The following is a 15,161-nucleotide window of genomic DNA, read 5'->3' on the forward strand; positions in this document are numbered from 1 at the left end:
GCGTGCCCGCCTCGCTGGACGACGCCCGCGCAATCATCGCGCGCAAGCGCTGCGTGGTGTCGAGCGTCGGCGCGCATAGCCCCTGGCGTTCTTCGCGCAGGCCGCGCGCCTGCGCGAGCAACGCGCTCGCCGCGCGATTGGCGAACACGACGTGCGCGTCGCGGTCGGCGATCAGCACGCATTGGGCGAGGCTGTCGAGCGCATCGAAAGCGTCGAGTGCCGCGAGCGGATCGGCTAGCGCGGGTTGTGCGGGTTGCGCGATCTGCAGGCTCTGCGCCACGCGACGTTGCACGCGGATGGCGTTACGCAGATGCGGCAGCAGCGCGCGCAGCACCTCGAGTTCATCGTCGGCGTAGAAACGCGGCGTATGGCGCAGCGCGCCGAGCACGGCCGCCACGCCGTCCTCGCGCATCACGCTGGCGAACGCGACCGTATGAATGTGCTGCGGGCGCACCCAGTCCTGCACGAATTCGCTGCGCGCATGCGCGGCTTGCGGACGGATCATCGTGTCCGTCACGAGCGTGCCCGCCGGCCAGCGGCGCACCTGCGGCACGAGCGGATCGAGCGCGCCGTAATGCTGCGCGTATCGACGGGCAAAGCCGCTTTCGATGCCGCTCCAGTCGGCGAGCGGCAGCGCGTCGTCCGGCGCGAGCACGCTCAGGTTCACGTGCGTCGCGCCGATACGCCGGGCGAGGCGCGCAAGCAGGGCCGGCCAGCGGCGCGCGTCGAGCCCCGCGTCGTAGATCGCGTCGATCAGGCTGCCGAGCGAGTCGGCGGCGGCGTCTGCCGGCATGGCGTGCTCCGGGCCGCGCGGCGAAGCCGCTGCGCCCAACGCAATCCAGAAAGTGACGGAGATGCGGCGGCGCGGAAAAAAATACCCCAACGACACGCGCCGGCCACGTTAGCAAACGGCGTACATAATGTATGCGCCGCAGCATGGGCATCGCATCGTCTATTGATAGACGATTGATCTTGCGAATAGCTTTCGAAATGATGCGTTTCTCTTTCTTGCCGCGTCATGCATTTCGAATACTGGACAAGCGCCGCGCGCTCACGATAATTGAGCGCTCCTGCGCGCGCGAGCGCGTCAGAAAACATGCAGCCAGTCACACCGGAGAGTCGTTGGATGTCTGAAGAGTATGAAGTGCATGGACCGCACGATCACGCGGTCGAGCATGCGGCCGCCGGTCATGGGCACGGCGGCCACGAAAGTCACGGCGAAGGCGGCCGCGATCCGTTCCCGAGCCGCATGGCGGTCATGACCGCGATTCTCGCGTCGATCGGCGCGATTCTCGCGTATCAGAGCGGCAACAGCGAAAACCTCGCGCTCTATTACAAGAACGAAGCGGCGATTCACAAGACCGAAGCGGCGAATCAATGGGCGTATTACCAGGCGAAGGGCGAAAAGCAGAATCTCGCCGAACTCGGCGCGTCGCTGTCCGCGCTTGCGCCGAATGCGGGCGATGCACAGCGTCGTTTCGCCGCGGACGCGGATCGTTATCGTCAGCAAAAGGAACCGATTCGCGCGAAAGCCGAGGCGCTGGAAAAGCAGGTCGAAGAAGACGATGTGCGCAGCGAGAAACTCCTGCATGGTCATCATCGCTGGGCACAGGCTACGACGCTGATCCAGATTTCCATCGCATTGACGGCAATTACGCTGCTCACGCGCAGTAAATGGCTGCTGCGCGGTTCGCTGGGCGTGGGCGCGGTGGGCGTGGTGCTCGGCGCGCTGGCGTTCTTTTCAGGCTGATTGAATACGGCGGATTGCCACCAATAAAGCAACGGCCGCGCGCTGATTCACGAAGCGCGCGGCCGTTTTGCTTTAATTCCTGCACGCGTTCCTTTCACGCAGGAAAGATTTTATTCAGCCGCCGCACACGATGGCCGTGAGCATCAGCGGCACGACCGAATGCACGGTGGCGTCGCTATCGGCTTCACGTAGACGCGTGCGTACCGATTCCGCCGGCGCCGACACCACCACGCCATAAAGCGGCGCACGAATTTCCTTTCCGGCGCCGTGACGGAATAAATCGTCGTCTTGCGCATAACCGATCACGACATAAACCGGAAAGCCGAATGCGCTCAGGCGGCTGCCGTGCACGGGTCGGAATGCGTTGACCGAATTGGCTTCCACGCGGCTCGGCTGCGCTTCAATCGACTTTTCTTCAATCAGCGATGCAATAAATGCGTGGGGATTCGACTTGCAGTCGAAATGCTCGTCCTGCGGCTGCGCTTTGACGGAAAGCGGAACGAGCAGGGCGCCCAGTCCCGCGCACAATGCGCAGACAAAGGCGAACCACGACAGCAAAGGGGCGAAGGGGGCGCGGCGCGGATTCATGGCATGAGTTCAGGACGCTTGAAAACCGTTCAATTCATTCGACACCCAAACCGGGCCGGTGTTCAAGCGTTTCAAACCGTCGCGGCATACTAATTGCGCACTTCTGCGCCGCGCCGCACATTCTTGCAAAGAAGCTCACGCAGGACAGGCGGCCGCGTTCGTGCGTGCACATGAGCGCGGCCGTCCGGCGTACGAGCGTCGATCAGAGCATCGACTTGGCCTGACTCAGGATCTTGTCGCAGACCTGCTTCGTGGCGGCGTCCTTGAGGCCGCCGCCCGACAGGTCGAGCTTCTGACCGCTGCCGGTCGTGAGAATGCCGTTGCTGCCCTGCTGATAGCCGCTATCGCTCGTGGAGGCGCCGCCGGGCAGTTTGCTGAGCAGCGAGTCCTTGACGTTGCTCGCGGCGTCGGCATTCAGGTAATTGTTCTTGATGCAGTACTGCAGCACGCCCGTGACGTTGCCGAGACTGCCCGAGGTGACCGACGACCCCGAGAGGGAACTGCCGAGGCCGCCGAGGTTGCCGAGCGCGCCCGAAGTCGAACCGCTGTTGCCGCTCTGGTTGAGCAGATTGCCGAGCTGCGCCTGGGCGACGCTCCACGGCGCGAGCAGCGCGGCGACGGCCACGCCGGCGGGTATCAGCAGTCGATGCAGTCGAAGCGGCCGGTGCGAGCCGGCGTTGCGCGGTGCTGATGTTTGCATACCCAGTTCTCCATGATGTTCGTGGCCTTCGTACTATAGACGGATTCGTTTCGTGGCTTTTCGAGCGTGGCCGCGCGATTCGGGCGCATCGAGGTTCGTCGGAAAGCGTGTCACCGCGTTCGCATCAGGGGGATTGGTGCGGCGTTTCAATGTGTGCGGCATGATGTGCGCAGGTGCAACCCGCCAGGTGCGCGGGTTTCATCGCCATGTCATTTGTTGCGGGCACAACATCGAAAAGAGAAAAGCGGGTGGTGATGCAATTCGATTCAATTTAATTCGAATTCATTGAATTCGATTCAATTCGAATTAATGCATTGGCACACGAAGCAAGTCGTAAAAGAATTCGGTCGACGGGGCTGGCACGCGATGCGCGGATGAGGCGCTAAATTGCGTGTGATGGCAGAAAAACAGGGCGTTTTAGCGTGCGGTAAGGCTGCAAATTGCCGCACAAAGCGATACTTTGTTTCTAACCGTAACACTTATTACGGGCCTCCTCATCGGCTGGTTTCAGGTGGTATGCTTCCTGCACAAATTCTCCCTTGCACGAGTGAGACCACGTTCTTTGCGTCAATACCGTGAACACGCGCACTGCCTTCGTGCAGTCGGTGACGCAAACGGACATGACATATAAACATATGGTGCAACCGAGCTCGTCAACGCGAACAGCAAAGATTCGCGAGCGACGGCTCAGTCACTGCAGCCCCGGTCCGGCTGCGTGGAGAAAAGCATGAATTTCGATGAACTGAGCGACGACGAGTGGATGCTGGTGTCCTCGCTCGTATCCGATGAACCGCCTATTCGGCTCAACCGGCGCGGTCGCCCCCGCGCCGAGCCGCGTGTGGTTGCCAACGCCGTACTGTGGATTCTCACGACAGGTGAATCCTGGTCGCGGCTGCCCGCGCGTTATCCGTCCGGACCGACATGCCGCCGCCGTTTCGAGGAATGGCACGTGAGCGGCACGTTGGGCGAACTCGTCGCACTGCTTGCGCAGCGCGGGCGTAACTTCGTCTATGTGCCCGAGCCCGTGCCGGCCCAGCCGGTCGTGCAGCAGGCCCAGGCCGTTCAGGCCGTGGCCGTGGCGATCGAGGAAGCGGTCGAGGACGACGGCCTGCCGGCTGTCTACTGGAAGAGCCCCGAAGCCTGGCAAGCGCCGGCTTCGATGGCGGAGACGCCGCTGGCCAATCCGATCGAGAGCATGACGCGCCAGCTCGCGCGTCTGGACGAAGCGATCACGAGTGCGCAGACGCACGCCACCACGCGCAGCCAGCAGGCGCGTGCGGCGCAGCCTGCGCAGACGCGTCCGCGCGTCCCTGGTGCGGGCCTCGTGCCGCCGCAGGCCGACTCGAGCGCCACGGCCACGCGCGTGAGCATGCCGCTCGCGCAGACGGCTGTGCGAACGGCTAGTCAGGCCGCCATGCCCGCTGAAGCGAACTTCGAAGAAGGTCTCGACGCCGACGCCGGTCCGCTCTGGACCAACGCCATCGTCGAAGCCACGCAGATCGTGGAATGGGACGGCTACGCCATGCACCTGAGCGTGGAAACGTCGCGCAACAATATGTACCGCGCGGCCGTGGAAATCCTCAAGGATGGCAAGCGTCTCGAACGTTCGGGTCTGATCGGGCCGCCGTTCGAAGACGCCGATAGCGCGCGCAATTTCGCATTCGACTGGGCCCGTCAATGGGTCGAGCGCGAAGGCGAAATCGAACCGGAGGCGGCCACGTCCGCGACTGAACCGGGCAGCAGCGTCGCATCGGAAGCGGCTAGCGAAGCGGGCGCGCAAACCACGACGCTGAGCACGACGCGAAGCACGAATGGCGTGATCACGCGCAGCGCGGCCGGCAGTGTGCGCCTTGCGCCCATGCAGCGTTTCACCGCGAGCACGCCCTTGCGTGCGAGCGTCGATCCCTGCGATTCGGGCGCCGAGCGCCGCGTGCACGTTTCGCGTTACCGCACGCATCTGGGCTAGTACTGTGTCAGACAGGCGCCGGCGCGCGTTCGACTGCGCGCCAGCCGCCACCGCGGAGTGATCCGCGCGTTCGCCTGGCTTCACCGCTGTCATCGCCGCTGTATTCGCCGCCGCAATCGACGCTGTTATCAACTCGGTCATCGACGCCGCAATTGAATGCGTTGCGCGTGTCGTGGCACGCTGTATTGCGTACATGTCTCACATCACCGTCTTTGGCAAAACGCCGTAGCAGCACGTCCGTTCGTGATTCCGTTCGTTGGGCTGCTACGGCGCTTCGTCGTGTCTCCGCCATGGCAGGGCGTTCGGTGTTGCCGACGCCCCGTCCTCGTTGCTGCTGCTGTTGCTTTCCGTCGCTATCCTGACTGCATGCCGCGTGGCCGGCGCTTCAGCAGCACCGGCCACGCATGAGCATCACTGGCGTCCGTACACGTCTTCGAGACGCACGATGTCGTCTTCGCCGAGGTAGGAGCCCGACTGCACCTCGATGATTTCAAGCGGCATCTTGCCCGGATTCTCGAGTCGATGCGACACGCCGAGCGGAATGTACGCCGATTCGTTCTCCGAAACGATAAAACGTTCCTCGCCGCGCGTGACGAGCGCCGTGCCGCGCACGACGACCCAGTGTTCGGCGCGATGATGGTGCATCTGCAGTGACAGACGCGCGCCCGGCTCGACGACGATGCGCTTCACCTGGAAGCGTTCGCCGCTGTCGACGCTGTCGTAATGACCCCACGGACGATGCACGAGACGATGCGCCACGGCTTCGCTGCGGCGTTGCGTCTTCAGGCGCTGGACGATCTTCTTCACGTCCTGCGCGCGCGAACGGTCGGCCACGAGCACGGCGTCGGCGGTTTCGATCACGACGAGATTCTCGGTGCCCAGACACGCGATCAGGCGGCCGTCCGAATGCGCGAACGTGTCGTTGGCGCCTTCGAACATCACTTCGCCTTGCGCCACGTTGCCCGCGTCGTCCTTGTCCGAGACTTGCCAGACGGTGTCCCACGAACCGAGATCGGTCCAGCCCGCCGTGAGCGGCACGACCACGCCGCTCGCCACGCTCGGATCGCCCGAGAGCGGCTCCATCACTGCGTAGTCGATCGAGTTCGCCGGCGAACGCTCGAAGGCTTCACGGTCCACGCGGAAGAAGTCGCCATCGGACTTGCCGTGCTCGACGGCGGCCGTGCACGCTTCGTGAATCGCGGGGTGGAAGTGGCGAATGGCCTTGAGCCACGTGCTCGCGCGCACGATGAAGATGCCGCTGTTCCACCAGTAGCGTTGCGACGAGACGTACTGCTGCGCCAGTTCGAAATAGGGCTTTTCGACGAAGCCGTTCAGGCGTCGCGCGCCTTGCTCCTCGCCGTTCGCGACCGGTTCGCCCACGTGAATGTAGCCGTAGCCCGTTTCGGGGCGCGTAGGCACGATGCCCATCGTCACGATCTGGCCGCTGGCCGCGTGGCGCACGCCGTCGGCGACCGCGGCCTGGAACGCATCGAGGTCGGCGAGCGCGTGGTCGGCGGGCATCACGACGAGAATGCCGTCCTGCTGCTCGGCCACCACGGAAAGCGCCGCGATGGTGAGCGCCGGCGCGGTGTCGCGCGCGAGCGGTTCGAGAATCAGCTTCGCTTCCTTGCCGGCCGCGCGCACCTGCTCGGCGGTCGTGAAGCGATGCTCCTCGTTGCACACGATCATCAACTTGTCGGCGAGCGTGACGCGCTCAGCGAGCGCATCGAGGCGGCTCGCGGTATTCGCGAGCAGCGACTGTTCGCCGACGAGGTTGATCATCTGCTTCGGGTACTGCTCGCGCGACAGCGGCCACAACCGCGAACCCGAGCCGCCCGCAAGCACCACGGGGCAGACTTGCAGCGCACTGCGTACCGCATTCTGCGGTTGATCCGCTCGCACCGTTGCCGTTGCGGAACCCGTATCCGTCATCTCGATCTCCTGAAAGGGGTTTCGGTTCTGCGATTTGTAGCATGCTTAAAATCAACAGAAATCACGCCGTAAAGAAGAAAATGAAAAATATTCGGATTAAATTAAAAGTCGGCTATTCGTCATAAATCGCCGCGCACAAAAATTCGAATAAAAATAGGCGATATGCGCGTTGCGCAGAAAAATAAATCGACGCAAAAGACGCGCAGGGCGGAAAATTTTGCCGCGAATTCGACCCCGCAACAGCCCGTCCGGCGTGGCTATCCGGCAATCGTTGCCGAAAAAATGCGCCAAAAACCCTATCGTTAGCAACGAAACATTTGGAGATACTTTTGTACCTTGCGCGCGGAATTTTTATCGCGCTTTATTAGGGTTTATTCGGATCCGTTTCATCAACGCCGGGGTAATCTGGCGTGAAATTCCCTGATTCCCGTCGTGCAGCCCGCAGTGCGCTATGGCGCAGAACGTGTGGCTGTCGTTTATTTTTTTCAACCCGAGGTGCCGGACATGCTGAGCGTTCTAGCGAGAATCATCGACGTTGCCGCCATCGCCGCAGGCGCGCTGCTGGCGGCTGCCTTGCACCACGGAAGGCTGGCGCCGCTATCCGATCCGGAGAGCGTGGCGCTGGCGTTCAACTGCCTGCTGGCGATCTGGATGTTCCCCGCCTTCGGCATCTACCAGTCGTGGCGCGGCAAGTCGCTCTACGTGCTGTTCGCGCGTGTGTGCGCCGCGTGGGTCGCGGTGGAGTGCACGGGCATTCTGCTGAGCTTCAGCGTCCACCGCGCCGATTCGCTCTCGCGTATCTGGCTCGCGTACTGGGTGGTCGCGTCGGTGGCGTTCCTGATCGTCTCGAAGGCGCTCGTGCACATGGTGCTGCGCGGTCTGCGCCGCGAAGGCTACAACCACAAGGCGGTGGCCGTGGTGGGCAGCCCGCGTTACGCGCGCTTTCTCGTCGAGCAGATGAAGAGCCGTCCCGAGGCGGGCTTTCATCCGGCGCTGGTGTTCGATGAAGACAGCGACGCCGACGGCGAAGCGTTCCTCGACGGCGTGCCGGTCGCGCGCGATCTGCAGTCGGTGATCGAATTCGTGCGCGAACACGATGTGCGCGAAATGTGGCTCGCGCTGCCGATCACCAAGGAGCGCACGATTCACCGCATCACGATGGCCTTGCGCAACGACTTCGTGAACATCCGCTTCATTCCGGACGTGCGCAGCCTCTCGTTCTTCAGTCAGCCCGTGGTCGATCTGCTCGGCGTGCCGGCCATCAATCTCGCGGCTTCGCCGGTCACGGATCTGCGCGTGATGCCCAAGCGCGTGTTCGACTTCCTGTTCGCGGGCTGCGTGCTGATCGCGCTCGCGCCGCTGTTCGCGGTGGTCGGTCTCGCGGTGAAGCTCACCTCGCGCGGTCCGGTGTTCTTCAAGCAGCGCCGCAAGGGTCTCGACGGCAACGAGTTCGAGATCTACAAGTTCCGCTCGATGAAGGTGCATGCGGAAGTCGCGGGCCAGGTCACGCAGGCGCGCCGCGGCGATCCGCGCGTGACGCGCGTGGGCGCGTTCCTGCGTCGCACGAGCCTCGACGAGCTGCCGCAATTCATCAACGTGCTCAAGGGCGAGATGTCGGTGGTGGGTCCGCGTCCGCACGCGCTCGCGCACGACGACATCTATAAGGACCTCGTGCGCGGCTACATGGCGCGCTATCGCATCAAGCCGGGCATCACGGGCTGGGCGCAGGTCAACGGCTATCGCGGCGAAACCGACCGCGTGGAAAAAATGCGCGACCGCGTGCGTTTCGACCTGCATTACATGCAGCACTGGAGCTTCGCGCTCGATCTGCGCATCGTCGCCATGACCATGTGGAAAGGCTTCGCAGGACAGAACGCATATTGACGCGCGGCGGGCGCGCGGCGTGCTCATGACGCCGCGGCTCTCGCGAACACCAACAGGCAATTACATTTGAGGTGGGCATGAATCTGACGATCATTGGCAGCGGTTATGTGGGTCTCGTGACGGGCGCGTGTCTCGCCGACATCGGCAACGACGTGTTCTGTCTCGACGTGGACCAGCGCAAGATCGACCTGCTCAATCAGGGCGTCGTGCCGATTCACGAGCCGGGCCTGCAGGAAATCATCGAGCGCAATCGTCGCGCGCGCCGTCTGACGTTTTCGACCGATGTCGAAGCGGCCGTCGCGCACGGCGACGTGCAGTTCATCGCCGTCGGCACGCCGCCCGACGAAGACGGCTCCGCGGATCTGCAATACGTGCTGCAGGCGGCGCGCAACATCGGCCGCTCGATGACGGGCTTCAAGGTGATCGTCGACAAGTCGACGGTGCCGGTCGGCACGGCGGCGCTGGTGCGCGACGCGATCGCGTCCGAGCTGCGCAAGCGCGGCGAAAACCACATGTTCTCGGTGGTCTCGAATCCCGAGTTCCTGAAGGAAGGCGCGGCCGTGGAAGACTTCGCGCGCCCCGACCGCATCGTGCTGGGCTGCGACGAAGACGTGCCCGGCGAACGCGCGCGCGAACTCATGAAGCGCCTGTACGCGCCGTTCAACCGCAATCACGAACGCACGCTCTACATGGACGTGCATTCGGCGGAATTCACGAAGTACGCGGCCAACGCCATGCTCGCCACGCGCATCTCGTTCATGAACGAACTGGCGAATCTCGCCGATCGCGTGGGCGCGGACATCGAAGCGGTGCGCCGCGGCATCGGTTCCGATCCGCGTATCGGTTACGACTTCCTGTACGCGGGCTGCGGTTACGGCGGCTCGTGCTTCCCGAAGGACGTCAAGGCGCTGATGCGCACCGCTGAAGATTTCGGCGAGCCGCTGCAGATCCTGCGCGCGGTCGAAAACGTCAACGAAGGGCAGAAGCAGGTGCTCGCGCAGAAGATCGTCACGCGCTTCGGCTCCGATCTCACGGGCCGCACGTTCGGTCTCTGGGGCCTCGCCTTCAAGCCGAACACCGACGACATGCGCGAAGCGCCGAGCCGCACGCTGATCGCCGAATTGCTCGCACGCGGCGCGCGCGTGGTCGCGTACGACCCGGTCGCGATCAAGGAAGCGCAGCGCGTGATCGAACTCGACTTCGCGAAGACGCCCGAGCAGCTCGAACGCCTGAGCTATGCGCAGGACGCGATGGAAGCCGCCAACGGCGCCGACGCGCTGGTGGTCGCGACCGAATGGAAGGTCTTCAAGGCGCCCGATTTCGAAACGCTGAAGTCGCAGCTGAAAACGCCGATCGTGTTCGACGGCCGCAATCTGTACGACCCGCCCGCGCTGCAGGAACTCGGTTTCGAGTATCACGCGGTGGGTCGCGCGAGCGCCACGCAGGCGAGCCGCGCGCGTGCCGAAGCCGTCACGCAGACGCGTGTCACGGCCTGATCGCCGGCACACGCTGCAAGCCGCAACAAGGAGCCATACGGCCATGTTCAACGACGTATTGATCGTCTGCCACGCGAACGTCTGCCGCTCACCGGCGGCGGAGCAGCTGTTTCGCGCGGGCCTTCGCGAGCACGCGAAAGCGCATGCAGGCGCGTTTCACTCGGCGGGCCTGCGGGCGCTCGACGGCGAGGACATGGATCCGGTGATGCAGCGACTGCTCGCGGAGCGCGGCGTGGATGTGGGCGAACACCGCTCGCGCCGCCTCACGAGCCAGCTCGTGCGCGCCGCCGATCTCGTGCTCGTCACGGAGCGCCGCCAGGTGGCGGCCGTGGAGCGCATCGAGCCGACCGCGCGCGGGAAGGTGTTCGCGCTGGGCAATTGGGAGAACTCGGACGTTTCCGATCCGCACGGCCTCGACGAAGCCGCGTATCGCGAGAGTCTCGAATTGATGGATCGTCTGGTTAAGGGATGGCTAAGCCGAATATGCCAATGAAGAAACTCAATCTGATGGCCGTGCTGGCGTTGAGCGCCTTCGTTTCCGCGTGCGCGACCGCACCGGGCAATTATCTCGACACGTCGAGCCTCAAAGAGCAGCCGAACAATCAGCCGCAGCAGCAGTACGACGTGCATCTGATCACCTCGCAGCTCGTCCTGCAGCAGGCCCAGGCCGCCGCGGGCGTGCACGTCGATCTGCCGCCCGCGAAGTACGCCAATGCGGCCGATTACACGTATCACATCGCGCCGCAGGACATTCTCGGCGTGACGGTCTACGACCACCCGGAAATCTCGACGCCGCAAGGCTCGACGTTCTCGCAGGGCGGCAACACCACGCAGACCGTGGGGCAGACGCTCACGCAGCCGTACACCAACGCGCTGTCTGGCGAGTCCGATCCGTACGGTCAGACCGTGGCGAAGGACGGCACGATCTACTTCCCGTTCGTCGGCCGCGTGATGGCGGCGGGCAAGACGCCGGGCCAGCTGCGCGATCGACTCGCGTCGGGTCTCGGGCCGTATATCAAGAATCCGCAGGTGGACGTGCGCGTGCTCGCCTACCGCAGCCAGAAAATCCAGGTGACCGGCGACGTGAAGACGCCGGGTCCGCTCGCCATGAGCGACGTGCCGCTGTCGCTCGTCGACGCGATCACGCGTTCGGGCGGCACCACCGACAACGCCGATATCAACCGCGTGCGCCTCACGCGTGACGGCAAGCTCTATGTGCTCGACGCGAACCGCATGCTCGATTCGGGCGACGCGACGCAGAACGTGATGCTGCAGGACGGCGACATCATCAACGTGCCGGACCGTTCGGACAGCCGCGTATTCGTGATGGGCGAAGTGAAGACGCCGATCCAGACGGGCCTGATTCGCGGCAAGCTGACGATCGCCGACGCGCTCACGTCCGCGGGCGGCATTCTCGACACCGACGCGAATCCGCGCCAGATCTTCGTGATGCGCGGCATGAAGGACAACCCGACGCAGCCCGAGATCTATCGTCTCGACATGACGAAGCCGGACGCGATCATGCTGTCGTCGCAATTCCAGCTCAAGCCGATGGATGTCGTGTACGTCGGTACGGCGGCCTCGACGACCTTCAACCGCTTGCTGCAGCAGATCCTGCCAACGGTTCAGACGGTCTTCTACCTGAAGCAGATCACGCGCTAAGGGCGTGAGGTCTTTCCTCCCACGCAACACGATTTAAAACGGGATCGAAAACGTGAGCATTCAAGCCAACAGTCAGGCGGCCCCGGCGGCCCGCACAGAGGAAGAGGACGTCGTCCTCGGCCAGTTGCTGCGCGTCATCATCGACGACATCGGCTGGCTCATCGCGATCGCGGCCGTGGTGGTCGGCTGCGCCGTGTTCTACTGCTACGTGGCCAAACCGGTCTACACCGCGGACACGCAGGTGCGCGTGGAGCAGGCCGATTACACGTCGCAGGCGCTCACGCAAACGCAGTCGGGCGCCAACATCACCAACGGCCAGCAGGGCTCGCTGCCGACGGACGCTGAAATCCAGATGATCCAGAGCCGCAGCGTGCTCGAGCCGGTGGTGCAGCAGTTCAAGCTGAACTACTCGGTCTCGCCGGTCACGCTGCCGGTGATCGGCAGTCTCGCCGCGCGTCTCGCGACGCCGGGCAACCCCGCGCGTCCGTGGTTCGGTCTGACGAGCTACGCATGGGGCGGCGAAGTGGCGACCGTCGATTCGATCGACGTGACGCCCGAACTCGAAGGCAAGAAGCTCACGTTGACCGCGCTCGACAACAACCGCTTCGTGATTTCCGGTCCCGACGGCGGCCGTATCGTCGAAGGCACGGTCGGCCAGCAGGTGCAGGGCGGTGGCGTGACGATGCTCGTGAGCGAGCTGAAGGCGCGCCCCGGCACGCGCTTCACGGTCGTGCGCATGAACGATCTGGACGCCGTCACGGCGTTCCAGAACGCCATCAAGGTGCAGGAGCAGGGCAAGCAGACGGGCGTGATCGACATCTCGCTCGAAGACAACGATCCGGAGCACGCCGCCGCCGTGGCGAACGCGGTTGCGCAGTCGTATCTGCGCGAGCACGTGGCCACCAAGCAGGCCGACGCGAGCAAGATGCTCGACTTCCTGCGCAGCGAGCAGCCGCGCCTGAAGTCCGATCTGGAAAACGCCGAAGCCGCGCTGACCGCGTATCAAAGCAAGTCGGGTTCGATCAACGCCAGCGACGAAGCGAAGATCTATCTCGACGGCAGCGTGCAGTACGAGCAGCAGATTTCCGCGCTGCAACTGCAGATCGCTTCGCTGCAACAGCGTTTCGGCGACCAGCATCCGGTGCTGATCGCGGCGCGCCAGCAGCTCGCGCAACTGCAGGGCGAGCGCGCCAAGTACGACACCAAGTTCCGCGATCTGCCCGCGACCGAAGTGAAGGCCGTGCAGCTGCAGCGCGACGCCAAGGTGGCGGAAGACATCTACGTGCTGCTGCTGAACCGCATTCAGGAACTCTCGGTGCAGCGCGTGGGCACGGGCGGCAACGTGCATATCGTCGATCCGGCGATGCGTCCGGGCAAGCCGTCGAAGCCGAAGAAGCTGCTGATCGTTTCGGCGGCCGCGATGCTCGGCCTGATCCTCGGCACCGGCTTCGTGCTGATGCGCCGGAACATGTTCAAGGGCATCGTCGATCCGGACGTGATCGAGCGCACGTTCCAGCTTCCCGTCTACGGTCTCGTGCCGCTCTCGGCCGAACAGACGGCGCTCGAAAAACGCGCGCCGGTGCGCGGCGGCACGCGTCTGCGCGAAGTGCTCGCGAGCGCGGCACCGAAGGATCTCACGGTCGAAAGCCTGCGTTCGCTGCGCACCTCGCTGCAGTTCAGCGTGATGGACGCGCGCAATCGCGTGGTCGTTCTCACGGGGTCGGTGCCGGGCGTCGGCAAGAGCTTCATGACCGCGAACCTCGCCGTGCTGCTCGCGCATTCGGGCAAACGCGTGCTGATGATCGACGGCGACATGCGCCGCGGCGCGCTCGAGCGCTATCTCGGCGGCCCGCAGGACAACGGCTTCTCCGAACTGCTCTCGGGTCAGATCTCGCTGGACGAAGCGATTCGCGCGACCGAAGTGGACAACCTGCACTTCATCTCGTGCGGCCGCCGTCCGCCGAATCCTTCCGAGCTGCTGATGTCGCCGCGTCTGGGCCAGTATCTCGACGGCCTCGCGAAGCGCTACGACATTCTGCTCGTCGATACGCCGCCGGTGCTGGCCGTGACCGATGCCGCGATCATCAGCGGTCATGCGGGTTCGACCTTCCTCGTGCTGCGCTCGGGCATGCATACCGAAGGCGAGATCGCCGATACGCTCAAGCGTCTGCGCACCGCGGGCGTGCATGTGACGGGCGGCGTCTTCAACGGCGTGCCGGCGCGCGCGCGCGGCAGCTACGGCTATGGCTACAGCGCCGTGCAGGAATATCTGAGCGCCTGATGAAAGGGGAACACGCGATGAAAGTGACCGTGCTCGTACCGACGTACAGGCGTCCTGAAGATCTCTCGCGCTGCCTCTCGGCGTTGTTGCGCCAGGAACGCGCGCCCGATCAGATCGTGGTGGTGGCGCGCGCCGACGATGCCGCGACGCACGCGTGCCTCGCCGAACATGTGACGCCGCGCGTGCTCAACGTCGAAGTGGCGACCGTCGAGGAACCGGGTCAGGTGGCCGCGCTCAATCGCGGTCTCGAAGCGGCGACGGGCGACGTGATCGCCATCACCGACGACGACGCCGCGCCGCACGCCGACTGGGTCGCGCGCATCGCCGCGCATTTCGAGGCCGATGCGAAGCTCGGCGCGCTCGGCGGCCGCGACTGGGTCCACGAAGAAGGCCGCGTGCTCGACGGCGAGCGTCCGCTGGTGGGCCGCGTGCAGCGCTCGGGCCGCATCGTCGGCAATCATCATCTGGGCGTGGGCGAGGCGCGCGAAGTCGATCTGCTCAAGGGCGCGAACATGAGCTATCGGCGCGCGGCGATCGGCGGGCTGCGTTTCGACCGCCGTCTGCGCGGCACGGGCGCGCAGACGCACAACGACATGGCGTTCAGCATGGGCGTGAAGCGTGCGGGCTGGAAGCTCGTCTACGATCCGCGCGTGGCCGTCGATCATTATCCGGCGCCGCGTCCGGGCGAGGATCCACGCAATGCGCAGACGCTCGCGTCGATCCGCAACGCCGCGTTCAATTTCCATCTGATTTTGCGCAGCCATCTGCCGCCGCTGCATCGCGAGACGGCGTGGTGGTGGTGGACGCTGGTCGGCACGCGTGTCTATCCGGGGCTGCTGCATACGGGCCTGAGCGCGTTGCGCGCGGGCTCGCCGGGCGTCGCGTTCGCGCGCTGGCGCGCC

At 64.4% G+C, this 15,161-nt stretch carries 12 protein-coding genes; 8 read left to right on the forward strand and 4 right to left on the reverse strand.

Features of this window, described 5'->3' with window-relative positions:
- On the reverse strand, positions 1-793 hold a 793-nt coding region (locus tag G3N97_RS27860), incomplete at its 3' end, for a hypothetical protein (protein WP_205996231.1).
- Between the two features lie 333 nt (positions 794-1,126).
- Here G3N97_RS27860 and G3N97_RS27865 point away from each other — a divergent pair.
- Complete coding sequence (locus G3N97_RS27865; RefSeq protein WP_065065385.1) at positions 1,127-1,750, forward strand: DUF4337 domain-containing protein; 624 nt, start codon at positions 1,127-1,129, stop codon at positions 1,748-1,750.
- A 114-nt stretch (positions 1,751-1,864) separates the two neighbouring features.
- On the opposite strand, the gene G3N97_RS27870 is transcribed toward G3N97_RS27865, so the two are convergent.
- Positions 1,865-2,338: a hypothetical protein gene (locus tag G3N97_RS27870; RefSeq protein WP_205996232.1), complete on the reverse strand. Its 474-nt coding sequence runs from the start codon at positions 2,336-2,338 to the stop codon at positions 1,865-1,867.
- A 202-nt stretch (positions 2,339-2,540) separates the two neighbouring features.
- On the reverse strand, positions 2,541-3,038 hold the full coding sequence (locus G3N97_RS27875; protein WP_205996233.1) for a DUF2501 domain-containing protein: 498 nt from the start codon (positions 3,036-3,038) through the stop codon (positions 2,541-2,543).
- A 727-nt stretch (positions 3,039-3,765) separates the two neighbouring features.
- Between G3N97_RS27875 and G3N97_RS27880 the strand changes: the two genes are divergently transcribed.
- Complete coding sequence (locus G3N97_RS27880; protein WP_205996234.1) at positions 3,766-5,004, forward strand: transposase; 1,239 nt, start codon at positions 3,766-3,768, stop codon at positions 5,002-5,004.
- Positions 5,005-5,415: 411 nt separating this feature from the next.
- Here G3N97_RS27880 and G3N97_RS27885 read toward each other — a convergent pair whose 3' ends face one another.
- Positions 5,416-6,936 carry a mannose-1-phosphate guanylyltransferase/mannose-6-phosphate isomerase gene (locus tag G3N97_RS27885; RefSeq protein ID WP_065065382.1) on the reverse strand — a complete coding sequence of 507 codons (1,521 nt, stop codon included), beginning with the start codon at positions 6,934-6,936 and terminating at the stop codon, positions 5,416-5,418.
- A 504-nt stretch (positions 6,937-7,440) separates the two neighbouring features.
- On the opposite strand from G3N97_RS27885, the gene G3N97_RS27890 reads away from it, so the two are divergent.
- The 6 genes from G3N97_RS27890 to G3N97_RS27915 form a co-directional block, all read left to right on the forward strand.
- Positions 7,441-8,820 carry an undecaprenyl-phosphate glucose phosphotransferase gene (locus G3N97_RS27890; RefSeq protein WP_205996235.1) on the forward strand — a complete coding sequence of 460 codons (1,380 nt, stop codon included), beginning with the start codon at positions 7,441-7,443 and terminating at the stop codon, positions 8,818-8,820.
- Positions 8,821-8,897: 77 nt separating this feature from the next.
- The gene (locus tag G3N97_RS27895; RefSeq protein ID WP_074982425.1) at positions 8,898-10,316 is read left to right on the forward strand and encodes a UDP-glucose/GDP-mannose dehydrogenase family protein; all 1,419 of its coding nucleotides are present in this window, start codon (positions 8,898-8,900) and stop codon (positions 10,314-10,316) included.
- Between the two features lie 43 nt (positions 10,317-10,359).
- Complete coding sequence (locus tag G3N97_RS27900; protein WP_065065380.1) at positions 10,360-10,809, forward strand: exopolysaccharide biosynthesis protein; 450 nt, start codon at positions 10,360-10,362, stop codon at positions 10,807-10,809.
- Positions 10,806-11,978: a polysaccharide biosynthesis/export family protein gene (locus G3N97_RS27905; protein ID WP_205996236.1), complete on the forward strand. Its 1,173-nt coding sequence runs from the start codon at positions 10,806-10,808 to the stop codon at positions 11,976-11,978. Before G3N97_RS27900 ends, G3N97_RS27905 begins: the two co-directional genes overlap by 4 nt.
- A 52-nt stretch (positions 11,979-12,030) precedes the next feature.
- Positions 12,031-14,259: a polysaccharide biosynthesis tyrosine autokinase gene (locus tag G3N97_RS27910; RefSeq protein ID WP_205996237.1), complete on the forward strand. Its 2,229-nt coding sequence runs from the start codon at positions 12,031-12,033 to the stop codon at positions 14,257-14,259.
- Between the two features lie 17 nt (positions 14,260-14,276).
- Positions 14,277-15,161: glycosyltransferase family 2 protein (locus G3N97_RS27915; protein WP_205996238.1), on the forward strand; the 885-nt coding region annotated here is incomplete at its 3' end.

The organism is Paraburkholderia sp. Ac-20347, assembly GCF_017104805.1.
Lineage (GTDB): Bacteria > Pseudomonadota > Gammaproteobacteria > Burkholderiales > Burkholderiaceae > Paraburkholderia > Paraburkholderia tropica.